Consider the following 24,828-nt stretch of genomic DNA (forward strand, 5'->3'; position numbering starts at 1 on the left):
CGCGACCAGGGCTGGACTGGGGTACCCCCGCAAGGCCAAGTAGTCTACGAGCTACACGTCGGCATTTTTACGCCAGAAGGGACCTGGACAGCAGCGCGACAACGGCTGCAACATCTGCGCAATCTCGGTGTAACGGTGATCGAGATGATGCCAGTGAACGAATTCCTGGGCAGCTTCGGCTGGGGCTATGATGGCGTTCTACTCTTCGCTCCCACGCGACTTTACGGCACGCCGGACGATCTGAGGTCGTTCGTGGACGCCGCGCACGCTGTCGGCATCGGTGTTATTCTTGATGTCGTCTACAATCACTTCGGGCCCGGGGATCGATTTGATCGATTCGCTGCATCGTATTTTAAGGGCGAACGCAACGAGTGGGGCAGATCGCTGAATCTGGACGGTGACGGTTGTGATGCAGTCAGGACCTATTTCATCTGCAATGCTGTCTGCTGGATCGAGGAGTTTCACTTTGATGGGCTGAGGATTGATGCCACTCAGGCACTTGAAGACAAAAGCGAGAAGCACATTGTGGCAGAGATGGCGAACGCCTGTCGACGGGCAGCGGGCGTGAAGAAGCTGTACCTGCTCGCCGAAAACGAACCTCAGGACGCGAACTTGGTCCGAGACACGGAACGAGGGGGCTTGGCATGAACGCCGTTTGGAATGGTGATTTCCATCATTCGTCCAAGGTTGCGCTTACCGGTCGGCGCGAGGCCTATCTCTACGACTATCGGGGCCAACCGCAGGAATTCGTGTCGGCAGCGAAATATGGTTACCTTTTCCAGGGCCAAAGATACAACTGGCAGAACAAGGCACGGGGCAAGCCAGCGCGCGATCTGCTTCCGGCGAATTTCGTGCATTTCCTCGACAATCATGATCAAATCGCGAACTCGGCGAGCGGAAAACGCATCCATCAGTTGACGAGCGGCGCACGCCTCAGGGCAATGATGGCGCTTCTTATTCTCGGACCTCAAACGCCGATGTTGTTCCAAGGGCAAGAGTTTTCAGCGAGCACACCTTTCCTCTACTTCAGCGACGCTGCAAAGGACAACAGCTCGAGCGTACGAGATGGGAGACTTGCTTTCCTGTGGCAGTTCGCGAGTTACAGGGACCAGCAAATCAGACGGAACATGCCCGATCCGTGTGATCGATCAACATTCGAGCGTTGCAAGCTTGCTTGGGATGACGCCGGGCGCGATGGAGACATGCTCGCACTGCACACAGACCTGATCGCCCTACGGCGGTGCATTCCGGTCGTTGGCGAAGGGGAGCCGCCGGCAGCGGTGGATGGAAGTGTTTTGAGCGATCGCTGCCTCTTATTGCGATACCTCACCGCGCAAGGCAAGGATGATCGCCTTCTGCTCATAAATCTCGGTCGTGATCTGGTGATTGCCAGCCTGGCCGATCCTTTATTCGCTCCTCCGGAGTTTCACCAGTGGACAATAGTCTGGTCTAGCGAGGATGTTCGATATGGAGGAGGCGGGCAACAACGGCCCGCCGATCTTGATCGACGCTGGGTGCTACCTGGCAACACAGCGCTGTTACTAACGCCCGAAGCGAGAGGGCCCCAACGGGTTCCGTCAGCAAAGGATGTTGCGGACTGGCAGGAGCATCTCATCGGCTAGTGTTGGCCATCTCCTTTTTGAACCAGCTCGAGGTTTATGTTCCTCGGCCCTGTCGCGACTCAAGCAAATCGGAGAGCGTGTCGTTGCCGGTGTCCGACCAGTTCGTGTTCGGAATTATTTCCAAGACGAGCCGCATTTCCAGCAGCAAAATACGGTCCTCGTTCATGACCTGCACGCTAATCATCGACACGGGATCTAGCGGCAGTCCATCTGCTGCCATTTCAGCAAGTGTTACCTTCGCCTCCGCGAGAGCGGATTTTTCGTCAGGGAACTCGAAGCCACGATCATCGGCGCTAAACCCCTCTTGATCGGTCGTCCTGAAATAAAACAACGGCATGCCTAATCTCCGCCCGATAACGGCGTTGTTGGCGAGATGTCGCCATGGTGGCTTGGTTGTAGCCTCTCAAGATAACTTCATCGCGAGAGATAGGTTCCGAATGGTCCCGTAAGCGGGAGGCCGGAGAGCCAGGCGGTGATCGAGCTGCCGGAACTTTTTGCTGCAAGCCAGGTTAGAGTATCCTCAACCAAGGAGGAACACATGGCTGAAGCAAATCTGGAGAAGCTTTTTCACGAGACTCTGAAGGATATCTACTACGCTGAACGTCAGATCTTGAAGGCGCTGCCGAAGATGGCCCGTGCCGCCCAGTCAAGTGACACCAAGGCCGCGTTCGAGAAGCATAGAGACGAGACGGAGGGGCATGTGGAACGGCTCCAGCAAGTCTTTGAACTCATCGGGAAACGTGCCCAGGGCAAGACCTGTGAGGCGGTCCAGGGTCTGATTGCTGAGGGAGAGGAGATCATCGAAGAGTTCAAAGGCTCACCGGCGATCGACGCTGGCCTCATCTCTGCTGCCCAGGCAGTTGAGCATTACGAAATCGCCCGATACGGCACGCTGAAAACCTGGGCCCAACAGTTGGGTCTTAAGGACGCAGTCGCCTTGCTCGACGCCACCCTTCAGGAGGAAGGCGCTACGGACAAGAAATTGACCCAGTTAGCGGTTAGCGCGGCAAATATGAAGGCAAAGGCAGCTTAACCTGCAACTACGGTGAGCCAGTAACCGCCGTGCCCCGCTCTAACACTGGGCGCAGTGGTGCTGGCTCACCGGCCAAGCTTGGGCTATGGGACACTTCTCCCAAATGTAACCGAGCTTGGCGCTTTGCGTCAAAGAACCCGGACGGGTGGCGGGGCGAACAGAGAAACCTCAATCGCCTGATGGGGGTCGGCGATCCTCCCAATGTTGCTCGGCTCCGTCAATCGGAAGCAACCATGGTTCGCGGCGTTTGACCCAGAGTTCATAAGTGGGAAGATATGAAGTTGGCGCATCGGCCAGCGTACCCAGTTTGATCTCGACTTCATTCCCCTCACAGCTGAACATCCTGGAGCCACATCGAGGACAGAACCTTCGCCCTTCGTAGAGCACTGTATTACCAGCTGCGTCGAATTCACCAAAGAAAGTGAACGCCGAGCCGCTTTCCTGTCGACAATCTGTGCAATGGCAAATCCCGACCCGCAACGGCGGCCCGCGGACTTCGTATTTGACCTGACCGCAACGACAGCTACCAAGCCGATTGATCATCGAAGCAACCCCAGTCTCACCGAGGGCGCAAAGCTTGGCTCATGCATCCGTCATTCGTCCCGTCCAGATTCGAAAGCTAAGCCAAACGCCGTTTGGTTCGTTGCCGCGTTGGTTCGGTCGACGAGCTGGCCTTTCTCGCTTTTACACCAGCGATCTCCGAACAACGGCGTTCGATGTTCAATGTTCCCTTTCCCAAAACTTAGCTGACCATAGTTCGCGAGAGACCAATTGCGAGGTGGTTTCAGCCTGCTCGCGGTCGCCCCTCGACGTAACCCGCTGTTTGCAGGGTGGGCGTCACTAAGTGAAAAATCAAAGGCACTCGGCTTGAGCGATTTTGGTGCAAGGCCGGCTCGCTACCCCCGCACATTCTCAGGGAACGATCATACACAAATTGAGTTCGAAGGATGATGCGCCGGACGACCGCCGGCAAGCTCGGAGGGAGATTTGAACTTGGCTCGTAACTGGAAGCATCTCTGCATCGACATGCAACGGCTCTTCAATGAGGACACGCCGTGGAGAGTGGAATGGATGTCCAGGGTACTACCCAATGTCGCGGAGGTCTCCGCCAATTTTCCAGAGCAGACCATTTTTACCCGTTTCATCCCACCGGAACGCGCGCAGGACGCACCGGGCATGTGGGCTCAATACTACGCAAAATGGTGGATGATGACAGGGGAGCATCTGCCCAGAGAATTGTTGGAGCTTCCAGCTTGCTTGGCCCGACTTGTTCCGCCGGCAAGGATCATCGACAAACGCATCTACTCACCTTGGCTCGAAGGCCAACTTCATCAAACACTGCGACAATGCGGGGTGGATACGGTGGTGCTGACGGGTGGGGAAACGGACGTTTGTGTCCTCGCGACTGTGCTCGGCGCCGTCGATCTCGGCTACCGGGTCCTTGTGCTCGAAGATGCCGTTTGTAGTGGCGCTGACCAGACACATGATGCCGCGCTTCGCTTGTTAGGCGAACGGTTCTCGGCGCAGTTGACGCTCTGCACGACCGCCGATTTCCTTCACTCGAAAGGTGACGTTCGTGCTCTTACTCCGCCTTCGCGTTAAGGTGCTATTGGCACCTTCAACTCACAACACGGGCACGTGGTTCACGATGGGGCCTACGTCTCAATGGTCGATCCGCGCTGCTGCAGGATCTCAGCGATGACCTTCGATGGCACGGGGCGAGATAACAGAAAACCCTGTAGGTCGTCGCATCCCAAGCGGCACAGCGCCTCTTGTTGCTCGATTGTTTCGATCCCTTCGGCGGTCGTCTTCAGCCCCTTGGCGTGCGCCAGACCTATGATTGCCTGAACAATTTCCTCGTTTCCCCCCGGCGTTCCGAAACCACTCACGAAAGAACGGTCAATCTTTATACGGTCGACTTCCAGACGCTGTAGGCGCCCGAAGGAAGAAAAACCCGTGCCAAAATCATCAAGAGCGAAGCGAACGCCGTCCGCTCTAAGTGCGCGTATGTTCTTCTCGCACTGCCCGTCTTCATCGACAAGCGCTGTCTCGGTGATTTCGATTTCCAGTCTCTCCGGCTTGAATTTCAGTTCATTAAGAACGGCCAGCACATTGCGGGCATAGTTCGGGTTCCGCATCTCAAGCGCCGAAGCGTTGACGGAAAGTCCGAGGCCCTCCCATGGCAAGGCGGCAGTGCAGGCCTCCTTAAGGACAAGGGAGCCAATCTTTTCAATAACCCCAATTTCCTCTGCAAGACCGATGAACATATCCGGCGGTATCAAACCTTTGAGAGGATGCCTCCACCTTAGCAGGGCTTCGACGCCCGTAATCTGGCGGCCCAATGCGGAATAGACCGGCTGGTAATGGATTTCGAACTGATCCTTTGCTTCGAGAGCAGCGCGTAGATCTCGCTCGAGCTCGCGGCGCATTTTGATCAGTTCGTCCATGTGCGCGCCAAAGATGGCATAGCAGTTCCGTCCCGCGCCCTTGGCGTGATAGAGGGCGATATCGGCCTCGCGCATCATTTCGTCCGCCGATTTGTGTTGGGTGCCATGCGCACTTCCCAACATGGACACGCCGATGCTGAGCCCAATTCGAATGGGATGCCCCTTGACCTCGAAGGGTTCCTGGATCGCGTCGATCAGCCGCTGACATTGTTTTTCGACATCCTGCCGGTTTGTATGGGCTATGATTGCAGTGAATTCATCTCCACCAATGCGCGCAATTGTTTCGGCAAGTCCGGCGGCCTCATTCAATCGTTTAGCCACCGCTATGATCAATGCGTCGCCGACTGGGTGTCCAAGCATATCGTTGACCTGCTTGAAGCGGTCCAGATCCATGTACAGAACTGCAAGTTCACGCGGCTTGCTCGCGCCGTTGAGCCTTTCAGCAAGGCGTCGGTGAAACGTTCGCCGGTTGGCCAACCCTGTCAATCCGTCGTGAAAGGCAAGATGGTTCAATTGTGCCTGGCTCGTTTTCAAGCGCCGTGACCGGTTCCAGATTGAGGCACCCATTGAGACTGTCAAAGCCAAAATCAACGCTGTGGTCGCTGCTAGGATGGGAGTGGTCGCTCGAATCAAGTCGGCTCCGGGCGAGAAAGGTGACCAAGAAAAGTAACCGGCCACCTGACCCGAACGTGTGGTCAACGGTGCCGTCGCCCTCGATTGATCACCAATAATTCCATTGTGGAACTGTAGATCATCGAAAGCATATTCTTCACCAAGCGTCGTTAGATAGCGACGATCCAGGTAGCGCACCGCGACATGAAGGTAGATCTCATCTGGCGCCTGCGTGCGATTGCCCGTATCAGAAACGATGGGTTTGACACTGATCACCGCCGGCCTTGCATCAATCACTACAAAGTCGCTCTCCCCGATGGAAAGGACTTGTTGCGTGATGCCGCTCTCGTCGCCTGCGGCGAGCCTCGATTTTAAGTTTCTGATCAAGGGCATGGCGGCATCGGCGACTTCGTCAAAGGCCTCTGGCCCGCGCCGTTCTGCGCGCCAGAAAGCATAAACGGGGCGCCCGGCCGATGACAGTACGAAAGCACCATCGTGTCCGAAGTACGTGTGCATCCACCGCCCGAGGTTCATGTCCAGCCATTCCTGGTCTTTTGTTTGGGCGGTTACGGCATCAATGGCCTCGTCCCAGACCGTCACGCTTTCCTGTTCGTGAGCAAGCTCCATCCTCAGTTTCGAGATCACCAATTGGAACAGGCGGGTCTGGCGCGCGGCTGCGACATCATCGGCGCCGCCCGCCGACCAGTACACCGATGCGTAGATCGCAGCCATCAGGAAAGCACCGGCTACGACAGGTAGAACGAGTTTAAGCGCCAGCTGGATTTTTTCAGATCGTGTGAATGCCAACCCCGCATCATTCGATCCTGTCGTCTCAACCAAACTCATTTCCCCATCTCCAAGCAGGGCTGCACATTATACAAGGCCTGTTAGGTTAATTGAGCGAAACGTGATGGGGTCTCGTCCAAGGTCTGGTCTCCCCGATTCGCATTGACCCGCCATATATCGGCTCACACGGGGTTGAACCAGTACTTATCCCGGGAACGTTTCCGGCTGAACACGGAGGGCGCGAACCCGATCGCGCCCTCCGGTATCGGTTACATCGCATCCATGCCTTTGACCGCATTTCCAAGATGCGACTTGCATTTTTCAATGTCATTTGCCGCCATAGCTTCCTTGGCCATCGTTATCTCTTTTGCCGATTCAATCTTTTTTGCCCCGTCGGGAATTTGACCAAGTCCCTGTTCAAGTTTCATGATTGAAGCTTCGTCGCACACGATGTCCTGCTGGGCCACCGCGGGGGTCACGGCTGCAGCGACGAACACTATTGCGGCTACTGATCGAAGTAACATCGTATTTCTCCTTTGGAATCGGCAAAATGCCGTTCTAAACATCTGTCGAACTCAATAGCGCTCTATGTGTTCCAAGGAGAAATGCTGTTGTGGGGTGGGAACCTCCTGGCCGTTGCGGCGTTGGGTGGCAACCATGTTGTTTCCCGCGTTACCGCGGATCGAGCCCTCGGAGCGACAAATGATCTATACCGAACTCATATGGTCCACACCGCTTCACATAAACTTGCCGCATGGAAAAGAGCATACGGTTTCGTCGGTCAACGAGGCCTTCGCTCTCGTTCAGGACGGGTGGCCGCGGGTTGATGGGGAGCAATATAGGCAGTGCTGCCTCACCTGCCGGGCCGCTCTTAATGGTAGAGCTCCTGCTGCTGTCGCCCGCGAACACTTCATCGCTGCCTGCCTGGAGGCGGGCGCAAAACTTGCGGCGCTCTCTCCAGTGCCCCCGCGGGTAACGGATGGTACGGCTCTTTCCTCACAGCATAAATGATCAAGGATAGGACAATGGCGAAACCAACGCGGATCGGAGAAACCATACCAAAGGGTATCATCGACACGGCTTCAGGATCTGTGGGCGAACAAAAACCCATGAGCCAGGCAAAGCAAATTCAGCACTTGCGTAGGGAGCTGGCCGATCTTCGGCAGAAGCTCAAAGAAGCCGGATACGATGTTGATGTACCGTCTGCCCGGGTCGATCCTCGCGCATCAACACTCCTTTTCGGAGCTGCGGCCGCAGCCGCAGCATTTGCCGTGCTGTGGGCTGCGCAACGCAGCCGTTCGGTTCCCTCTCGTTCCTCGGTCATCGGGAGTGCAATTCTGGCTGAGATTGCCCGAAAGTGGCCCTCCCACTTAACCCGAGGTGTACTTAGCAGGGCGCCCGGGAACAACTTCAAGCCAACAAGGTTGTGGTAGATTCGGCAGCTAGATGCGTGTTCAAGGTTTGGTGCCATGACAGACGATGGAAAAAAGTATCGAATTATAAAACAACTCGCTGAGAGCGAACGAGAAGCCTATTTGCGTCGTTCATCAATACGTTTCTTGGAGTGCGCAGTTCACCTTTGCGCTACCCACATGCCGATAGACGACGTCGCGAATTTACTTGAAGAAGAAGCCGACCAATTAAGGCGATATTTTTAATACACGGCCGTTGTCTTCATCGCCGAGTGAAGAAGCGATGGGAAACCGGTGTTTTTCCGATGAGTGCATCTATATTCAAAGCGGGCGACAATTCGAGATCGCGGACAGGATATCGATCCTTGTCGACGCTGCAGATTACTTCAAGCAGGTGCGCAGCGCATTTGAACGCGCTCGAAGGGAGATTTGGATCCTAGGCTGGGACTTTAATCCCGACATCATCCTAACCAGTACAACGCGCTTCCAGACGCCTTTGATTGCACTGAACGTCCAGTGGATGATTTTTCAAGCACTCCTCGCAGTGCTGCCCTTCGATCTTTCCCGCGATGCGATAAATGGTCTGCAAAAACGGTTCACAGCCTACTTGATAAAAGCGCCTCGCGAGGCAAAGGTCGCTACGTCATGGGAGAGCGTGAAAGTAGCCTATGAGGCGCAGCTCTCCGACTACGTATCGGCGTTGCTCGCGACTGATAATGCTACATTCCTGCGGGAGTTTCATGACTTCTGCGAACCTTATGCTCGCCGGCCTTGTAAATTCGCTCAGTCTCACCTTGATGAAGTTGACCGTACCAGGGATCCCAGATTTCTATCAGGGGAGCGAATATCTGCAGTACGCGCTCGTTGACCCAGACAACCGGCACCCTCTTCAAACCGGCTATCCGCACACTGGTAAAAATCCATCAGCTCCAGCGACAGCCAAGTTTCAGCTGATTGTCAAGGGCCTTCGCCTCATGTGCATATGGCCGGCATTATTTGCCGAGGGGGACTATCTGCCATTGATCCCGGTTGGGGAGCGAAAAGACCATGTAGTTGCGTTTGCGCGCTGGAACACAGATCACCAATAGCTATCGCCTTAGTGCGGATGCTAAATAACGTTGAGCCCGTCACCTTAACGGCCGGAAAAGATTTTTGGGGCGATACGTCAGTATTGCTGCCGAAACGATTTCATCCAGAAAGCATTGACCTCCTGACCGACCGATTGTTTGCTGGCCATACACTCCGCATCGGCTCGCTTCTGTCGAACGGCCCAGCGCGCTTCTGACTCCCAGCAAAAAGACCTGAACTCAAACAAGCGAACCCGGGTCAGTGGTCTCGATTGGTTGGCTCAAAGAGCCCGCGAGCGATATTCTCGAGCTCTATTGGCTTGTCGCAGAGAACATACCCTTTGAAACGCTCTGGTATGGCGGACGATCCGAACGCGCTCGCAAAGACAAAAGGAATACCGCGTTCCCTGAGACGCTCGGCGACCGGAAAAACTTCGACACCATCGAGCAGGATATCAAGGATTGCGACGTCGATCATCTGCCTGTCGATGAGCACCAGCGCTGCGGTGACTTGCGGAGTCGGACCCACCACGATCGCCCCCAATTGTTCGAGTTGGCGTCGGGTTTCGTCGGCAAGCAGGAACTCGTCCTCAACGACAAGGACACGCTTGCCAGCGAAACTCGAACTCCAAGGCACGGACGTGTTCAACACGGCTCTCCTTTGCGCACAAGGCGTCGATTGTTGTACGCCGCGGCGGGATGGATCAATCTTCCCATCAATCGCTGCCGGCCGCGCGCCTGCGCATGAGTGGAATAGATAGATGTACTCCCCAACCAGTTAAGGCGAAGTTTGTTTCGCACGAGCCGATCGGATTTCTTCAACATGCATACGGAGGGAAGTTCATCGCCTTTATGGGAGGGCCCACAAAACTGCGGTCCGCCCAAATTTCGCGGGTTCGCTGCATTTTTCGCTAGTTCGTATATAGCGACGCTCCGTGGCAACGGCCAAGCCCCAAGCGGCGCTGAAGGACAACTGCGCTTACCCAAACTGAAGGTTTCCCTACCTCCTAATTCCAGGCAAACAGCCTGCGGCCTGACCAGATGATCAATCCCACGTTAATCGGGATCTGAGTTTGTCATTCCGGCGCCAGGTCGGAACCTTCGGTCATTGAGGTCGTTTACGCACATGCTGGAACACATTGATGCGGCGGGACACTCGGGCGATCGATTGATATGCACTCGGAAAGAAGCGAAACTCACGTCGATGCCACGGAACTCGATCGGGCCAGACTGGCTGCGATTGTCGATTCCTCGTTCGATCCGATCATTAGCAAAGACCTCGATGGCACCGTGCGCACCTGGAATAGGGCAGCCGAGCAGCTTTTTGGCTACAGCGCGAATGAAATGATAGGAGCCCCGATCTTCAAGCTTATTCCGCCCCATCTTGAGGAGGAGGAACGCGCGATCTTGGCGCGAGTCAGCCGAGGTGATCGAATTTCGGCATTTGAGACGGTGAGGCAGCTCAAGAATCGGACTTATGTTGCGATCTCGTTGACCGTGTCGCCGATTAGGAACGCTGCGGGCAATATCGTCGGCGCATCTGCGATCGCGCGCGATATAACCGCCATTAAAGATCGTGAACGGCGCATTCGCATTCTTCTGCGCGAGGTCAATCACCGCGTCAAAAACCAGTACTCCATCATATTGTCTATGATCCGTCAGACCGCACAGGGTAATTACGACCGCCCAACTTTCGAGCATCATATCACGCAGCGGATAATGGCACTTTCAGCATCACACGACCTAATCGTATCGGCGGATTGGGAAGGTGCCACGATGGCTGATCTTGTCGCCATCCAGCTCAAGCCCTTCGGCCGGGCTGAAGCGCTTATGTTTGTCGGGCCCGCCATCATGCTAACACCAACCGCCGTCGAAAATCTCGGCATGGCGCTCCACGAACTGGCACTAAACTCTGCGCGGCACGGCGTGCTGAGCGGCAAATCTGGAAAGATCGAGATATCGTGGCAGGTTGAAGTGCCCGACAACGTGCCGTCTTTCAGAGTGTGTTGGGACGAACAAACATTGGGACAGTTCCCGTCTTCAGGTGAACTCCGTTCCGGGTTCGGCTCCGTCGTTCTCAGGAGAGTTGCACCGCAGGCGCTCAACTCTGTCGCCGAGGTTGTTTACGAAAAGTCCCGATTTCTCTGGTCCCTGCATGGGCAACTGGGCGGTTTCACTTTGAAAGGTAACCCGCTTGCCGACTGAACTTTCTGGGAAACCCTTCGCGTGAGATTCGAGCGCGAGAGCGATATCCGCGTGCTTTGGAGGCCCTTGCATTTTGCCCGAGCTCAAACCGCAGAAAGACGAAAAGGTTCTGTCGATTGTCCGATGACGATAAATCTTCGTACCGTTCCCAGACAACAACAGGAGCCGACGACAGGATCCCTAAGTCGCAAGGCAGCTTAGCGGTCCCTTATGGGATCTTGAAGTGCCAGATGACGCACGACATCTTCCACGATTTCACGACACGCGACGTCGTATTCCCTTAGGAGATTGGTCGGCACCCCTCTTTGCACGCAATTCAGCGCGGAAGATGGCCGCTTGGGCGTAAGCCACGCATAATTGTTTGAGCGGGGAAGTCGACACGCTCATCAGTGCACCGCGCCGGTCGGGTACACGCGCCTCTCGGTCTTCAACCGGCAATCTCGGACCGGAGCTGAACCGGTAACTATGAGGTGCGTCGAGAGTGCGAGCATCAGCATCCAGTCCGGTGGGCGCTTCACAAAAGGCCCCAACCGCGCAGATCTCGGAACCCTTTGGCGAGCTGAGGGTTGAGCTTGAGCGGTGATCTTGCTGACAATCTTTGAACCAAGCGAACGAGGCTTCACCAAATGTCGCTGAATGCAATCGCCCTGAATTGTACCCTGAAAACAAAGCCGTCAGACGGCTCCTCAACCGAACGCATGCTATCACTGATTGCCGACGAACTGAAAAAAGAGGGCGTCGAGACAGAAACCATCAGGCTCGCCGATCATGCCATTCTGCCTGGAGTAAAATCCGACGAGGGCAAAGGTGATGAATGGCCGCAGATTCGCGAAAAGATCCTATCCGCCGAAATACTAATCGTGGGAACGCCTATATGGCTCGGACAGCCCTCGAGCGTGGCCAAGCGGGCACTTGAGCGCATGGATGCGTTTTTGGACGAGACTGACGAGCAGGGACGTATGGTGTCCTATGGGCGTGTCGCAGCCGTGGCAGTCGTCGGCAACGAAGACGGAGCTCACCATGTTTCGGCTGAGCTATTCCAGGCGTTGAACGATGTCGGTTTTACAATCGCGGCGAATGCTGTCTGCTACTGGGTCGGCGAAGCCATGGGTAGCCAAAACTTCATAGACCTGAAGCAAGTTCCAGAGGCCGTGCAAATTATGGCGGGCATGCTCGCGCGCAACACTAGCCATCTTGCTCGTTTGCTGTCCAACGCACCTTACCCCGGCGAAGGCGACTGAGCCTGCCTGCGGATATGCCCCGGCGTTCGAACGCCATAAATCGTAAGAGGATGTGCAAATGCTGCAACAGAGAACCCACCACCCAGTCGTCGTCATCACTGGCGCATCATCCGGCATTGGACAGGCGGCCGCTGAAGAATTTGCTCGCCGCGGTGCTCGATTGGTGATCGCGGCGCGAGACGCATCAGCACTCCATTCTGTGGCCTCGCGATGCCGGAAACTGGGAGGCGAGGTTTTGGTTGTACCCACCGATGTCACCAAGGCGGATGAGGTGCGCCAGCTCGCACAGAAAGCTCTAAGCTTCGGCGAAATCGACGTCTGGTTCAGCAACGCGGGGGTCGGTGCGGTGGGAAAATTTGACGAGACGCCACAGGAAGCCCATGAGCAGGTGATCCGAACGAACCTCATCGGGCATCTCAACGACGCCTATGCAGTAGTACCAATTTTCAAGCGCCAGAAGCATGGTACATTCATAAATATGATCTCGCTCGGCGGGTTCGCCTCAGCGCCTTATGCTGCTGCTTATTCCGCCAGCAAATTCGGACTCAAAGGGTTTACCGAGTCGCTGAGAGCCGAGTTAGCGCCCTATCGCGACATTCATATCTGCGACGTCTATCCGACGTTTCTCGACACCCCTGGAATCGCGCACAGCGCTAACTATACGGGACACGCGCTGACCGCACCTCCACCTGTCTATGATCCGCGAAAAGCCGCTCGCTCGATCGTGCGACTTGTAGATCGTCCGCGCGCTTCCTTGACTCTCGGCAGTGCCGCCAGATTGGCGCGGCTTGGCCACTTTTTAGCTCCCAATAGTACGGCACGAATAATGGCCGGTGTCCTTGCCAGATATCTGAAGGGCGCACCTCTCACAGAGATAACCCACGGCAACTTGTTTCGCTCTGCCGCAAATCCGGGCGGCGTGGAAGGCGGCCTGCGAGTGAGCAGGCCGCTACCCACCTCCGCTATTCTCACAATCGTAGTCATCGGGTTTGCAGCGATCGCCTTGGCTCGCACACGTCGCTGATCAACCGCCACGATGAAGTGGGTAGGAAAGAAGTTCCTCATGAAAATGACCAAAAAAGCAAAAAAATCGATCGAGCCGGCTAAGCAGTGAACGAGCTCTTCTGAACAAACAGCGAAATTCTGCCGAATGAGATCGCCAACGTAGATGCCCCGCGCAGAGCCGCACGTCAGCACGTTGATAATTACATCGTTAGGACTGACCTTGACGTCGCCGAACAGCGCGAGGCGGCGCCCGGAACGCGAGAGCAACCTTAGATTCTGAGAGTTGACCTCAGTCAAAAATGGCGCCCTTTGCTCCCTCGTATTCCCGCGCTAATCGCATCACCGCATTGCCGATCTCCTCGCTGCCCCAGCCGGCGGATTTCGCGGCTTCGATAACAGAATCCAAGGCAGTATCCATTTCGAGGCTGTTTATCTTTCCGTTCAGTGCAGAGATGAGCGCTTCAGGCTCGGCGGTAGCGATATCAGCCACCAAAGGCCTAAGTGCCGCCGTACAGTCCGCCGCCCGACCCTCGTAATTGCCAGGTTGACGCGGCGGCGAGATCTTGTGAGGTAACGACATCGTTGTCTCCCTATGGTTGAGTAAGTATCGAGGTTCCCCGAGAAACCGTTGTTTTGCCTAATAGTTCCCAACACCGCACCATTCTGGAACTTCCAGTTTACCTGCGCCGGCCGGGTGCGATAAGAAATCTGCAGAAGTTGCGGGAACGATGAATTTCGGCCACTTCCTGATGCGTTCGCAATCACCGCCCCCTTTACTGCGTAAACCACCACAGCGCACGTTCGCTCAAAGTAGTTACGTTGTTTCGAGAAGCCGTAGACGCCGTTCGGCTAAAGCGTAAAGGCGAAGCCGGCGATTATGCGGAACAGGCCCTGCGCGCATTCCTAATGGACCCGCTTCACCGAGTGCCCGCTCGCGTCTGATGCGCGCGAAAGCCCCTCTACTGAATGGATAGCAGTGGAGGCATCATCCCGTGTGTACTTAAATTTACCGCGAATGAACGAGTTGAAGAAGCGGCCTTTGGCGAATGCGAGCTTAAACTGTTCCGCTGTTTCCGGCGGAACATCGCAGTAGTCATACCGCTTTCCCGACGGCAAGAGCCATATCGACAATATATTGCTTGTCGGTTCATAGTTGAACTTGTCGATGAGGGAGGAAGGCATCGCGTTCTCAGATTCTGGTTGAAAGTCTCGCTATACTAACGAAAACGCCTGGGACCGACGGTCCGTTCCCTCAACCTGGCGCTAGTGTTGGCATGGGAAGCGCGAACGCGTATTGTCGTTTAGTGGCGCCATGTGAGCGCGACCAATATAGGCGACTTTCATGGCACCACAAAAAAAAGGCAGCGCCGGTGGTGAGGATTTTTCCTCCGCCCTCCTTGAGGACGAGGTCCAAGGTACCGCCAACCTGTTGATCGATGATTCGCCTGACAGCTTGCTGGTGCTGGCGAACCGCCTGCAAAAAGCACTCGACGCACGAAATAGCTCTGCAGGCTTAAAGAACCAAAGCCGCGTTAAGAAGCATTAAGCTTCAGGCGCCTTGAGGAGGAAACACCGCATGCCAACCCGCCAACCGTTGCGCGTTTTGGTCGCGGAATACCGGCAGGAACGATGCTGACACATCGAAGTGGCTAAGCGTTTTCCGCCATAAACGGATCTGCGCAGGATAAATGTCATGGCGACGAGTGACATCACCAATGCGAACGCCCGGTGGATCGGCTTCAGCCAATATCGCTAGCTTCGCTTCCTTCGACCACCGCCGCCTACACTCAACGCCGGAAATGATCTCCATGCGAGCCATGCCAACCTCTCAGATCTGATATTAGTGTCAGCACTAATGCTGGTTCTAATGCCAGAACATCGCCTAACTGGCTCGTTCAGCAAAATCCGCTCACCGGACGCTCACGCCCAAATGGATCTCGCGACTGACGCCGCTGGCCGTAAGGGGTTGGTTCTGTCGCCACTAACGAGTTGGAGCTCACCGCCGTGCGAACTCGAATGCCCAAATCACTTTGGAACGTCGGACTGCGCGACGACGAGGGTGGCTGTCGCAGCCAACGGCCCGCAAGCGGACCGATCGCTGGCTCCGCGAAAGCCGGGGGCTAGGGACGAACGCATCAGACAGCTACCCTACCAGATCTGGGAAGAAGAAGGGCGACCGGACGGTCGCAGGAAACCAGGCACTGGGAAGAAGCAAGTCGGCAATTTTCGTCAGAAGAAGAAAGCCGGGATAGTTTTGTCGAGACCGAGGGATCCACCGGCGCGCTTGGCGGGTACAAAGACTCCCGCGTGCCCAAGACAGCAGGCACGAGCCCTTCGAAACATCGTCGAGGTCGCGTGGGACCCATACAAAAGTGAGATGCTTTAGGCGGCTCCAAGTCAAGATCTGGCCGCTGGCCCCTTTTCGATGAGGCAACCCGCTTCAATGCAGCGGGTTGCCTTGCATCTCGTGGGCTAGCTCATCGCGGGCCCTGTTAAGGCGGCTCTTGATTGTTCCGATGGCACAATCACAAATATCCGCCGCTTCCTTATAACTTAAACCATAGCCAGCTACGAGTATTATGACATCTCGGTGTTCAGGGGACAGGGACTGGAGCGCTTTGCGAAGATCCTTGTTCAGCACGTGCCAGTCCTGCGGCGCTGCCATGGGGATGGGCATCTCCGCACAATCGACCACCCCAGGGGCCTCGCGTTTACGCACCTTATATTGCGTACGGAAAACATTGTGCATGATCGTGAAGAGCCATGATTTCAGATTAGTTCCCTCTTCGAAGCGATCAATGCTGCGCAACGCACGAAACAGAGTTTCCTGTACAAGATCATCGCCCTCGTGGCTGGCCGAAACAAATGTGCGCGCAAAAGCGCGTAGAGCCGGGATAAGATCGACGACCTGATCTTGGATTGTAACCTGATGTTGGCCGGAGGGTACCGTGGACATGAACGACGCCTTTCATCTAGCCAGACGTGAGATCAATCTGTGGAATGCTCTCGGCTAAACAAAGTTCCGACCCAAACTTCAAATCCCGGGTCTTAGGCCGATTTTTCGATCTTTGTGTTATAGTTAAACCATCTCGGGTCGATGGCACTCCCTGTCAAGCGCGGATTGTTTGATAAGGTAGTGAGGTACCGCACGGATTCTCGAAGCTGCGCACGAGCCCTGCGCGAATGCGCCGCGGCTTCCAAGCCTTCGTAATCAGCGCAGTAAACCCTGGCCCCCATCTACCCAGATGGGGCTTCCGGTCACGTGCCGCGAACCACGCGAGGCTAAGAACCAGACCACCTCGGCCACATCGTCAGGCCTTCCGGGGTCTCCGCCGGTTATGGGGACATCGCCCTCCGGCTCCGCCTCCGCATCCTTTGAGGTGCGGCACGGTCAGGTGCAGCGTAAGATAGGTGCCGCGCAAATTGACGGATCCCACTCGGAAGGTTGCAGGTCGTCAATGGGGCCCAAACGCCGTTTATGCCGGCATTGGCAACAACGATATCGAGGCGCCCGGTTTCATCAACCAGTTGCTGTACCGCTCTTCTCATCTGTTTTTCGTCTGATATATCGGCCACCAGCACAATCGCCTTGCCGCCATCAGCTACAATCTTGTTGAACGCCTTAGTTCACTCTCGCTGCGTCCCAGAACACCAACGGTGACGTTCTCACGGGCAAGCCGCTCCGCGACTGCTGTGCCGATACCCGAGCCGGCGCCGGTAACAAGCGCTACGCAGAAATGCGACATATTGATATCTTTCTTTTGAAGGCGTTGAGCAGGCGTGTTTCAGCGCCCCACGACGTGAATGGCCAATGCGAACACAAGAGGGCTCGCAACGGCGTAGGTCGCCGAAGATAACCTGCACTGTGTAGAGCATACTGCTTGCCCAGATGTACGTGCATTCGAAGCGGTCATCCCATTCTATACTGGCTACAGGCTTCCAACAGCGCCCACGCAGGCCTGTTCCAAGTTTGTCAAAAATTGCTTTGCGAGACCGACGTATATTTTAAAGGGAGAAGCTTTCCGGATCGGACAAAACCGGGGCCAGGCTCGTCGTGGCAAGCCCGGATACGCGCATGGCGCAACATTCGGGAACAGTTTGGCTTTCTGGCTGTTTTGTTATGAGAACGAAGGAGTGTGACATGAACCAAATCATCTATCTCGTAGGCCTCGTTGTTGTGGTCATCGCTATTTTGTCTTTCTTTGGCCTAAGTTAGAGAGAGATGTTAATTTAACTTATCAGGTCTCTTGCGACGCCGGAGCGCATGGCGGGAGTGACCGGCGAGTGCTGCGATGACATCCGCCTCATTCCGCGCGGAGCGGAGACGCTCCAAAAGTACTATTGGCGAAGATTTTCGAATGGCGTGCGAGTGAGGGAAGGAAGCCCTGCTGACGGAATGCAAGCCAGATCATCTTCACAACGATAACGACTGCTGTGAGGGGGTTATGTGGGTCGAAAAGCACAGGCTCGCGAAGCACCACCAGAAGCTTCATTGGCTCATGTAGCGTTGTCATAAATGCATGAGGCAGTGCGAAGCCTGCTCCAGTGGCAGTAGAGCCGAGCTGCTCCCCCAAGGCGATAGTACCAGCCTCGAGAACGGTCTCAACATCGTCTGCCACCAAGCCCATCATGATTGCGTCCAGTGAGAAAAACAAACTCTCCTTCATGGCTATCTCCACGTGTAGGCAGTTGTCCGTTTCCGCCAGTACAATTCGCCAAACGGGCGCGTGGGAAAAATCACCTACGCGTTGACTGATCTTACTCAGAAAGACCTGGAAGAATATTATCAAGGCTTTGCCAATCGAGTGCTTTGGCCGATCTGCCACTATCGACTCGACCTCGCGGAGTATGAGCGCAAGGAAATGAGCGGCTATTTTCCCGTCAACCGATTTTTCGCCGAGCGTCTAGCCTCCCTGGTACAGGAAGGGGATCTTGTATGGGTCCATGATTACCATCTTATTCCTCTCGCAGCGGAGTTGCGAAGGGCCGGGCTTCGCAACCGTCTCGGTTTTTTTCCTTCATATCCCTTGGCCGCCTCCCGACGTCTTTTTCGCCATGCCTATTCACGCAGAAATCCTGAAAGCCTCTGCTCCTACGATGTGGTCGGTTTTCAGACAAAGTACGACGTTGAGAATTTTATGGGTTGTTTGCAACGGAGTGGCCTCGCCAGACACGTAGGCGGGATAATCACCACGACGGAAGGCAAATCACTCAGGGTAGGGGCGTATCCCATCGGAATTGACACAGCTCGCTTCAGCACTCTTGCTGCACAATCCGCGACCAGCCGGCCCCTGCGCAAAGCAGCCGAGAGCCTCAGGGGCAGAGATCTTATCGTCGGCGCCGACCGTCTTGACTATTCAAAGGGTATAACGCAGCGCATCGATGCTTTTGAACGTTTCATTCGCTCTGAAAAGCACATGCAAGGAAAAGTCACCTACCTACAAATCACGCCCAAATCACGCTCCGAAGTCCCTGAATATGAATGGATGCAGCGCGTGGTTGCCGAACAGGCTGGGCGGGTGAATGGTGAGCTAGGTACGCTCGACTGGGGTCCCATCAGGTACATCAATCGTTCCGTGCCGCATAATCTTTTGTCCGGACTTTATCGCTTGTCGAAAGTAGGCCTCGTTACGCCTTTGCGAGACGGCATGAACTTGGTGGCAAAGGAATATGTGGCCGCCCAAAGCGAGGACGATCCAGGAGTCTTGGTACTCTCTTCATTCGCCGGCGCGGCCAGGGAACTCGATGGCGCGATCAAGGTCAATCCCTACGACGTGGAGGGGATAGCCCAGGCTCTCTCGACAGCTTTGACGATGTCGCTTGAAGAGAGGCGGGAAAGATGGAGATCTATGTACGACCATCTGCTGGAACATGACGTCCAGCATTGGTGCGAATGGTTTTTGGACGACCTGGAGGGGCCGCCCTTGCAATAAACACCGACCAAAGAGACGCGCCTGCTCATGAAGACCGCTACGCGTTATTCTGAACGGAAGCATGTACTGGGCATTCGTGGGGCGCCTTACTAGCAGCCGATGACCACCGACGACAGCAAGCTACCGTTCGCACGCAAGACACCTGCACTGGATGCCGCCCTGCGCGACCTGGTTGAAAACCCCCTTGCTTGGGCGCTCTTTTTGGACATCGACGGGACATTGCTCGATTTGGCACCAACGCCCGATGCAATTCACGTTCCCGCGGAGCTTCCCGAGAACCTGCACCATCTCTCTACCCGAATGGATGGCGCGCTTGCGATTGTGACGGGACGCGCGCTCCTGTATGCGGATGAGCTTTTTCGCCCTATTGAGTCCCCCATCGCCGGATTACATGGCGGTGAAATGCGCGGTACTGATGGTCATCTCCTCCTTTTAGAGGCGCCGACAGCTTTCGCCATACTGAAGGGGAACCTACTGGCTGAAGCGCAAAACATGCCGGATGTCCTTGTCGAGGATAAGGGTGCCCCGGTCGCCCTCCATTATAGGCTCGCGCCGAGTTTTGAGCAGGAAGTCGAAGCGTTAATGAGGCGTTATGCTGAGAAAGCAGGACCAGACTGGACCCTGCAAATGGGAAAAAGGGTGTGCGAACTCGCCCTGCTGGGACTTCCAAGGCCGATGCCCTTGAGCGCTTCATGACCAATCCTCCATTTCGTGGCAGGCGGCCACTTGCAATCGGTGACGACCTCACGGATGAAACGATGTTTGCGACAGCTAACGCGATGGGTGGTTACTCGATCCGAATCGGGCGCCCATCAGCTGTTTCATGCGCACGCGGTACGATCCAGTCGCCGCAAGATCTGCGCGATTATTTAGCTTTTGCCATGGAGAATAGCTGACCGCCGCCGGCAGCGTCACAAAGCAAACAGGAACTGATCATTTCTTCGATGGCAGAAAGCTGCGGAAGCAAAATCGGCGAACCGCAGAGGCACTTTCCGTGCTATGATCCGATTGCAAAGCCTCGGGCGGGAAGTTTTTAGACCGCGCGAGTGCCGCTGCCTTTTTTGACTGAGCCGGGCCAGGAGGTTGTCCATGCCCATGAGCAGCGTCGACCGCCCGCTGCAGCCGGGTGACCGGGCGCCGAATGTCGTGCTCGATGCGATCTCGGGCGACGGCAAGATCGCGCTCGAAGATTTTCGTGGCCGTAATCCATTATTGATTGGTTTGTTTCGAGGCTTGCACTGTCCGTTCTGCCGGCGCCATGTCGCGGCGATGGCACAGCTTAACCCGGCCCTGCGTGAAAAGGGCGTTCAAACTCTAGCGGTCGTAAACACCCCGGTCGAACGCGCCCGACTCTATTTCCGTTACCATCCGATTCCCGAAGTTCTTGCAGCGTCCGACCCGGTGCGGGCTTCGCACCATGCTTTCGGCTTGCGTGAAGTCGGAATGGCCACGGTCATGGCGATACGGATCGACCTCCCGGGCGAGTTGCCTGAGCCAATGGACGTGATGGCAATGGACGAGTTTATCAATAAGAGGGAAGGATATGAAATTACCGCAGCCGATCAGCAGATGATGACTTCCGACCAGGGGCAACTTGTCGGTCAGTTCCTGATTGATCGGGAGGGCATCATACGCTGGAGCTTCACTGAAGTTCTGAAGGGTGGCCTCCAAACATTCAGCGCGCCCAATCCCGAGGAATTGATGTCGGCAGCCTCCCAGGTGGCCCATTAGGCTCCGCGTCCTGAACTTGCATTGAAAGCGCGCCTGCTCTTCTTCGAAGAGGGGAATGAATCTGGGACGCTTTTTCTTCCGGGCCTTGTCAGCATCCCCGCTATTGCCGCCAAACATTTCCGAGCTACGTGTCCGAATTATTCGTGACCACCGAAGCTATGGTCCGGTTGAGTGTCTGATTTCCCACCCACTCCACGGGCGGGGATCTCTGAAAAAATAGCCGCGCTGAGCATTGTCGCGGATTACTCGCATCAGTGTTTCCAACGCCATTTCGCACCCAGTAGCCGGTAGGGGAGGAGCGCCGGAGGCATCAAGATCCGCAAAGTCCGTATGTGAACTTTTTGGCGCGTACTTCGTATCTTCAGGCAGATGAAATTTCCGGCATTATCAGACGAACCGGCGCGATAGTGGTTGGCCCTTTTCCCTCCGTCCATTCTTGCCTGGAACAAATCGCCACCAGTCAGATTTCGGGGGCCGTAGTTGACATCAACATGGGCAAAGGCCCCTGTTTCGAAATTGCCAGGTGGCTCAAGGAGCGAGCAGTCCCGTTCTTTTTCCTGACAGGTTATGCTCACCAGATCATACCATCCGAATTTTCCACTATGTTACGGCTTCAAAAACCTGTCGCGGAAGACGAGCTTGTATCAACATTGCACTTGATGCTCCAGATTTCAGCGTCGCAAACCGTCAGGCAAGTCTTCAACGGCAAACCGGAACAACCCGGGCAGACACCGAGTTCGATTAGTAGCGTCGATCACGGATTTGCCCGTCAACTCACGGATAGCATCGGCGAGGGGTCGCGTTGCTGCGTTCAAGTGGCGGCCTCACTTGGTGCGATACAACCTCAAACGAAGGACGAAGGTTGGCTACGGTGTCGGGCAACGATCTTCCCTCACACGCGTTTCACCTGATGGCTCGAGAAGTTCGGCGCAAACTGGCCAGTTTTTCGAGGTCCGCACAGTGGAAAGGCGTTGATGACTAAACACCGCTTCTTTTTCTATCTGCTTCTCGCCCTGGTGACGGTGGCTTTTGCTGCCATTGTGGCTCCATTCTATTCGGCGATTCTTTGGGCAGTTGTGTTGGCGATCATGTTCCATCCCTTACACAGCCGCGTTGCCCGCATGCTCGGTCCACACTCAAACGCGGCGGCAGCAATCAGCCTTAGTATCTGTGTCTGCCTGGTCGTCGTTCCCGGACTGGCTGTCATCGTTTCGCTGTTTAGGGAAGGTGGCAAACTCTACACTCGGATAAAAAGCGGTGCGATCGATCTCGAACCCATTGCGCGCAAAATCGAGGATGCTCTTCCTGCATCCGTCGGCAGGTGGTTTCAAGGCTTTGAGTTTAAGAGCTTCGACGAGCTGAACGCGTCATTATCCTCAGGCCTGATGGAAGGTGGGAGTTTCTTCGCCGAAAGAGCCTTGAGCTTCGGGCAGGGGACTTTTGGGTTCCTGGTCTCGGCGAGCCTTATGCTCTATCTGTTGTTCTTCTTCTTCCGTGATGGTCGCGATCTGGTCGGAGCCTTTCGCCGCGTCGTTCCGCTTAGCGAGGAGAATACACGCCAGTTTTCTGTCAAGTTTACTTCAGTTGTGCGCGCAACGGTGCGTGGGACCCTAGTCATAGCGCTGGTTCAAGCCTTCATCGGGGGACTGGCCTTCCGGCTGCTGGGCCTCGAACCAGCCTTGCTTTGGTCTGTCGTAATGTTCTTTGTCTCGTTAATCCCAATACTGGGCACCTCCCTTATATGGGTACCGGCGGCCATCTACCTCGGTTTGATCGGACTCTGGTTGAAAGCCGTTGTGCTCGTCGCAGTCGGCCTCCTGGTAATCGGGCTCGTGGACAATCTGTTGCGTCCCCGGCTTGTCGGCAAGGAGACCAGAATGCCAGATTATGTGGTGCTGCTTTCAACGCTGGGGGGCCTATCTGTGCTTGGCGCCAATGGATTTGTTATCGGTCCTTTGATAGCCGCCCTTTTCATATCGGCGTGGGATATCTTCACGGAGGAGGCGCAAGCAAAGACACCGAAGTTGTAGTTCTTGCATGACGGCGACCTCACGCAAGCTCTCTTCAGGAGACGACCATAGGGACGGCGCCAACCCGCTTGCGCCTGTTTCATTTTCAATGACCAACCACATCGGATCTCCCGCATGGAATTTTCTGTTCTGACATATAACGTTCACACTTGCATCGGCACGGATCGCCGACTGGACATCAAGCGCGTCGCAGAGGTGATTGCCACTTGCGATCCTGACGTGATTGCCCTCCAGGAGCTGGATGTGGGCCGCGCGCGTACGCAGACCACCGATCAGGCAGAAGCTATAGCCGAACATCTTCGGATGAAATCGCACTTCCATCCGGCCCTACATTTGGAAGAAGAGCAATATGGAGATGCCATAATGACAGCACACCCTTCGGAGCTGGTGCGTGCAGGGCCCTTGCCGTCGATTGGGGAACCTCGCGGCGCATTGTGGGTGGAGTCCGTTTTGGCGATTCCCGACTGAACGTTTTAAATACCCATTGCGGCCTCAGACAGAGGGAACGTCTCGCACAGACCATGGACTTGCTGGGACCTGACTGGCTGGGTAATCAGCGTTGTCGAGACAACCCGACGGTCTTTGTTGGCGATCTGAATGCGCTTCCCGGTTCGCGCGAATTGCAACGCTTCAAAGAGGTCCTCGTTGCCCAGACCGGGTCGCGTCGTTCGTTGGCAACTTTCCCGTCGCTCTATCCTCTGTTGCGGCTCGATCATGTCATGCACTCGGGCGCACCTGAGCTCCTATCGCTTGAGGTGATCACTGCGCTCCAGCAAGACGCGCGTCTGACCATCTCCCGATCCTTGCACGCTTCAACTTGAACTCTTGAGATGGGTGGTCGGTTGATCCGTTTGGACAACGACCGTCAATTATATAAACGCATTGTCAAGATATCTCACTGCTGCCGTCGGATCGCGATCTGAGGCGCGATCCGCACTGCTTGCGCACAGTGATTTGGGACGATCACATCGGGTCATTTCCCTTCATTGCGTTCGACATGTGGGTCTTGCATTTGTCAGCGTCATTCGATGCAAGGGCTTGCTTCGCCATCGCCAACTCCTTGTTGGCGTAGTCCTTTTTCATCTCATCGGTGATGGCCTTCACGTCTGTCTCAAGCTTCGTCATGGCCGCCTGGTTACAGGTGATATCGGACTGAGCAAAAGCAGAAGGCGCCACGAGAACGCATAAAAACGCTCCCACTAAAAGTTTCCTGAGCATGATGAACTCCTGTTTAAAAAATGCCTTGAACACCTTGCCAAACTGAGAACCGCCAACAACGTTCCGCATAGCTAAACACATCGTCGTGATGATTGGGTGCATGGCCGGAACGTGCAGCCGGATCCTTCGAACTGCCCGAAGCAATCTTTTTTGATCTATGCGGAACAGGACCGCGATTGCGATGTTTTGGCAGATCAAAAGGAGGAACTCGCGATGGCAGAGGATCGTTACGAACGCGAGGAACGTTACGGGCGCGACTATGAAGCCCAGCGTGACGATCATCCGGGGATGGAAAGGGGACGCCGCTATCTATCACCCGAAGGCACGCCGCGATGTGACCCACGGTTTGGTTTCGACAAATGCGATCCCAGCGCTTGGAGCACCGACGAATTGGGATACAGTACCCGCGGTAGCTATGCCCAGAGTAGACGCTCTTCCTCGAATGAGGACAACTATCCTCTGAGCGGGCGACGCTACGACGAAGAA

23 protein-coding genes and 3 pseudogenes are annotated in these 24,828 nt (G+C 55.5%); 14 read left to right on the top strand and 12 right to left on the bottom strand.

Annotation, left to right across the window (positions count from 1 at the left end; genetic code table 11):
- Positions 1 to 135 precede the first annotated feature (135 nt).
- A complete protein-coding gene (locus tag ASD00_RS41135; protein ID WP_244494327.1) occupies positions 136 to 648 on the top strand; it encodes an alpha-amylase family glycosyl hydrolase in 513 nt (170 codons plus the stop codon).
- Positions 645 to 1,622, top strand: a complete 978-nt coding sequence (locus ASD00_RS41140) for a DUF3459 domain-containing protein (RefSeq protein WP_200951438.1) — start codon at positions 645 to 647, stop codon at positions 1,620 to 1,622. Before ASD00_RS41135 ends, ASD00_RS41140 begins: the two co-directional genes overlap by 4 nt.
- Positions 1,623 to 1,656: 34 nt before the next feature.
- On the opposite strand, the gene ASD00_RS05800 is transcribed toward ASD00_RS41140, so the two are convergent.
- Positions 1,657 to 1,959: a hypothetical protein gene (locus ASD00_RS05800; RefSeq protein ID WP_063963227.1), complete on the bottom strand. Its 303-nt coding sequence runs from the start codon at positions 1,957 to 1,959 to the stop codon at positions 1,657 to 1,659.
- Positions 1,960 to 2,160: 201 nt separating this feature from the next.
- Here ASD00_RS05800 and ASD00_RS05805 point away from each other — a divergent pair, with 201 nt between their 5' ends.
- Complete coding sequence (locus ASD00_RS05805) at positions 2,161 to 2,655, top strand: ferritin-like domain-containing protein (protein ID WP_057205427.1); 495 nt, start codon at positions 2,161 to 2,163, stop codon at positions 2,653 to 2,655.
- 168 nt (positions 2,656 to 2,823) lie between these two features.
- On the opposite strand, the gene ASD00_RS38395 is transcribed toward ASD00_RS05805, so the two are convergent.
- Entirely contained in the window at positions 2,824 to 3,198 is a 375-nt protein-coding gene (locus ASD00_RS38395) for a GFA family protein (protein WP_082523453.1), read from the bottom strand.
- A 483-nt stretch (positions 3,199 to 3,681) separates the two neighbouring features.
- On the opposite strand from ASD00_RS38395, the gene ASD00_RS05810 reads away from it, so the two are divergent.
- Positions 3,682 to 4,257 (top strand): cysteine hydrolase, encoded by a 576-nt coding sequence (locus tag ASD00_RS05810; RefSeq protein WP_057205589.1) that lies wholly within the window; start codon positions 3,682 to 3,684, stop codon positions 4,255 to 4,257.
- A 53-nt stretch (positions 4,258 to 4,310) separates the two neighbouring features.
- Here ASD00_RS05810 and ASD00_RS05815 read toward each other — a convergent pair whose 3' ends face one another.
- Together ASD00_RS05815 and ASD00_RS05820 are read right to left on the bottom strand one after the other, a co-directional pair.
- Positions 4,311 to 6,560: an EAL domain-containing protein gene (locus tag ASD00_RS05815; protein ID WP_082523454.1), complete on the bottom strand. Its 2,250-nt coding sequence runs from the start codon at positions 6,558 to 6,560 to the stop codon at positions 4,311 to 4,313.
- Between the two features lie 209 nt (positions 6,561 to 6,769).
- Entirely contained in the window at positions 6,770 to 7,024 is a 255-nt protein-coding gene (locus ASD00_RS05820) for a hypothetical protein (RefSeq protein ID WP_057205430.1), read from the bottom strand.
- Between the two features lie 1,171 nt (positions 7,025 to 8,195).
- Between ASD00_RS05820 and ASD00_RS05825 the strand changes: the two genes are divergently transcribed.
- The gene (locus ASD00_RS05825; RefSeq protein ID WP_057205433.1) at positions 8,196 to 8,780 is read left to right on the top strand and encodes a hypothetical protein; all 585 of its coding nucleotides are present in this window, start codon (positions 8,196 to 8,198) and stop codon (positions 8,778 to 8,780) included.
- 458 nt (positions 8,781 to 9,238) lie between these two features.
- Here the strand turns inward: ASD00_RS05825 and ASD00_RS05830 are convergent, their stop codons facing one another.
- A complete protein-coding gene (locus ASD00_RS05830) occupies positions 9,239 to 9,628 on the bottom strand; it encodes a response regulator (RefSeq protein WP_210265405.1) in 390 nt (129 codons plus the stop codon).
- A 524-nt stretch (positions 9,629 to 10,152) separates the two neighbouring features.
- Between ASD00_RS05830 and ASD00_RS05835 the strand changes: the two genes are divergently transcribed.
- The 3 genes from ASD00_RS05835 to ASD00_RS05845 all read left to right on the top strand — a co-directional run bounded on the left by ASD00_RS05835 (position 10,153) and on the right by ASD00_RS05845 (position 13,449).
- Positions 10,153 to 11,184: a PAS domain S-box protein gene (locus ASD00_RS05835; RefSeq protein ID WP_057205439.1), complete on the top strand. Its 1,032-nt coding sequence runs from the start codon at positions 10,153 to 10,155 to the stop codon at positions 11,182 to 11,184.
- A gap of 626 nt (positions 11,185 to 11,810) precedes the next feature.
- Complete coding sequence (locus tag ASD00_RS05840; RefSeq protein WP_057205442.1) at positions 11,811 to 12,425, top strand: flavodoxin family protein; 615 nt, start codon at positions 11,811 to 11,813, stop codon at positions 12,423 to 12,425.
- 58 nt (positions 12,426 to 12,483) lie between these two features.
- Entirely contained in the window at positions 12,484 to 13,449 is a 966-nt protein-coding gene (locus ASD00_RS05845) for an SDR family oxidoreductase (RefSeq protein ID WP_057205445.1), read from the top strand.
- A 270-nt stretch (positions 13,450 to 13,719) separates the two neighbouring features.
- Here the strand turns inward: ASD00_RS05845 and ASD00_RS05850 are convergent, their stop codons facing one another.
- Both ASD00_RS05850 and ASD00_RS05855 read right to left on the bottom strand, forming a co-directional pair.
- Positions 13,720 to 14,010: a hypothetical protein gene (locus ASD00_RS05850; protein WP_057205448.1), complete on the bottom strand. Its 291-nt coding sequence runs from the start codon at positions 14,008 to 14,010 to the stop codon at positions 13,720 to 13,722.
- Positions 14,011 to 14,333: 323 nt separating this feature from the next.
- Positions 14,334 to 14,612: a KTSC domain-containing protein gene (locus tag ASD00_RS05855; protein ID WP_063963228.1), complete on the bottom strand. Its 279-nt coding sequence runs from the start codon at positions 14,610 to 14,612 to the stop codon at positions 14,334 to 14,336.
- Positions 14,613 to 14,772: 160 nt separating this feature from the next.
- Here ASD00_RS05855 and ASD00_RS05860 point away from each other — a divergent pair, with 160 nt between their 5' ends.
- Entirely contained in the window at positions 14,773 to 14,976 is a 204-nt protein-coding gene (locus ASD00_RS05860; protein ID WP_057205450.1) for a hypothetical protein, read from the top strand.
- A gap of 3 nt (positions 14,977 to 14,979) precedes the next feature.
- Here the strand turns inward: ASD00_RS05860 and ASD00_RS05865 are convergent, their stop codons facing one another.
- The 4 genes and pseudogenes from ASD00_RS05865 to ASD00_RS05875 form a co-directional block, all read right to left on the bottom strand.
- The gene (locus ASD00_RS05865) at positions 14,980 to 15,249 is read right to left on the bottom strand and encodes a transposase (protein WP_082523457.1); all 270 of its coding nucleotides are present in this window, start codon (positions 15,247 to 15,249) and stop codon (positions 14,980 to 14,982) included.
- A 621-nt stretch (positions 15,250 to 15,870) separates the two neighbouring features.
- Positions 15,871 to 16,386 carry a sigma-70 family RNA polymerase sigma factor gene (locus tag ASD00_RS05870; protein WP_057205453.1) on the bottom strand — a complete coding sequence of 172 codons (516 nt, stop codon included), beginning with the start codon at positions 16,384 to 16,386 and terminating at the stop codon, positions 15,871 to 15,873.
- 255 nt (positions 16,387 to 16,641) lie between these two features.
- Positions 16,642 to 17,176 (bottom strand): annotated as a pseudogene (locus tag ASD00_RS38420) (SDR family oxidoreductase).
- Between the two features lie 558 nt (positions 17,177 to 17,734).
- Entirely contained in the window at positions 17,735 to 18,097 is a 363-nt protein-coding gene (locus tag ASD00_RS05875) for a PTS sugar transporter subunit IIA (RefSeq protein ID WP_057205455.1), read from the bottom strand.
- Positions 18,098 to 18,157: 60 nt separating this feature from the next.
- Between ASD00_RS05875 and ASD00_RS05880 the strand changes: the two genes are divergently transcribed.
- The 5 genes and pseudogenes from ASD00_RS05880 to ASD00_RS42440 all read left to right on the top strand — a co-directional run bounded on the left by ASD00_RS05880 (position 18,158) and on the right by ASD00_RS42440 (position 23,945).
- Positions 18,158 to 19,363, top strand: a complete 1,206-nt coding sequence (locus tag ASD00_RS05880; protein WP_082523459.1) for a trehalose-6-phosphate synthase — start codon at positions 18,158 to 18,160, stop codon at positions 19,361 to 19,363.
- 147 nt (positions 19,364 to 19,510) lie between these two features.
- Positions 19,511 to 20,259 (top strand): annotated as a pseudogene (otsB, locus tag ASD00_RS05885) (trehalose-phosphatase).
- A 193-nt stretch (positions 20,260 to 20,452) separates the two neighbouring features.
- The gene (locus ASD00_RS05890; RefSeq protein ID WP_057205458.1) at positions 20,453 to 21,094 is read left to right on the top strand and encodes a peroxiredoxin-like family protein; all 642 of its coding nucleotides are present in this window, start codon (positions 20,453 to 20,455) and stop codon (positions 21,092 to 21,094) included.
- 974 nt (positions 21,095 to 22,068) lie between these two features.
- The gene (locus ASD00_RS05900) at positions 22,069 to 23,124 is read left to right on the top strand and encodes an AI-2E family transporter (protein ID WP_057205464.1); all 1,056 of its coding nucleotides are present in this window, start codon (positions 22,069 to 22,071) and stop codon (positions 23,122 to 23,124) included.
- 114 nt (positions 23,125 to 23,238) lie between these two features.
- Positions 23,239 to 23,945: pseudogene (locus tag ASD00_RS42440) on the top strand (endonuclease/exonuclease/phosphatase family protein).
- Positions 23,946 to 24,087: 142 nt separating this feature from the next.
- On the opposite strand, the gene ASD00_RS41480 reads toward ASD00_RS42440, so the two are convergent.
- Positions 24,088 to 24,624 carry a hypothetical protein gene (locus ASD00_RS41480; protein WP_244496012.1) on the bottom strand — a complete coding sequence of 179 codons (537 nt, stop codon included), beginning with the start codon at positions 24,622 to 24,624 and terminating at the stop codon, positions 24,088 to 24,090.
- Between the last annotated feature and the right edge of the window lie 204 nt (positions 24,625 to 24,828).

Origin of the sequence: Ensifer sp. Root31, assembly GCF_001424825.1 — a bacterium.
GTDB classification, from domain to species: Bacteria; Pseudomonadota; Alphaproteobacteria; order Rhizobiales; family Rhizobiaceae; genus Ensifer; species Ensifer canadensis.